Annotated in this window: 1 protein-coding gene; it reads left to right on the forward strand. The window is 73.8% G+C overall.

Annotated features, from left to right (window positions below):
* Nucleotides 1-144: 144 nt before the first annotated feature.
* Nucleotides 145-717: outer membrane protein (locus tag VQ02_RS35050; protein ID WP_425339946.1), on the forward strand; the 573-nt coding region annotated here is incomplete at its 3' end.

Raw genomic sequence — 717 nt, forward strand, 5'->3', positions numbered from 1 at the left:
TGCGTACGAGACGATGTCCCTTACGTTGAATGACAGCGTTGTTGTTGAAGCGTTGCGTCTAGACGTCGTGGGGTTGGATGTTTTTTTGTAGGAGCTTGGCCAGCACCGAGATGTGTATAAGAGGCATGCACCGACGGGGTCGGCGTGGTCGGCGGCGGCGGCGTCGAGGTCAAGCTGACGCCGGGGGTGAGCACCGGCGTCGAGGCCCTGTACTACAGCTTCGACGGCCCCCGCCTCCTCGGCGCCCCGCGGGACTTCCTCACGGTGCGCGGCCGTCTGACGGTGCATCCCGGGGCCGCCTGGGCGGCGGCCGCGCCCGCCACTTGGGCCGGCGGCTACCTGGGCGGCCATCTCGGGGCGCTCCACGGGCTCTCGACCGGCACCTTCGGCCCGACCGCGCTGGCGCCCGGCGAGCCCGGCGGCGCCGGCACCCGGGGGATCGACGGCGGCGGCGGGGGGGGCGGCGCCATCGCCTTCGCGGGCCTCGCGCGGAGCCCGGCGATCCTCGGCGGCGTCCATCTCGGCTACAACTGGCAGCGGGCGGCCCTGGTCCTCGGCGCCGAGGGCGACGTCTCGTTCGCCGACGCCGACAGCCACCGCACCCTCGGGACGATTCGCGGCCGCCTCGGCTGGAGCGCCGGCGCCACCCTGCTCTACGCCACGGCCGGTGTCGCCTTCGCCCGGAACGAGGGCGTGCGGGCGAAGGCGACACCGGCC

The sequence above is a fragment of the Methylobacterium variabile genome, from assembly GCF_001043975.1.
Lineage (GTDB): Bacteria > Pseudomonadota > Alphaproteobacteria > Rhizobiales > Beijerinckiaceae > Methylobacterium > Methylobacterium variabile.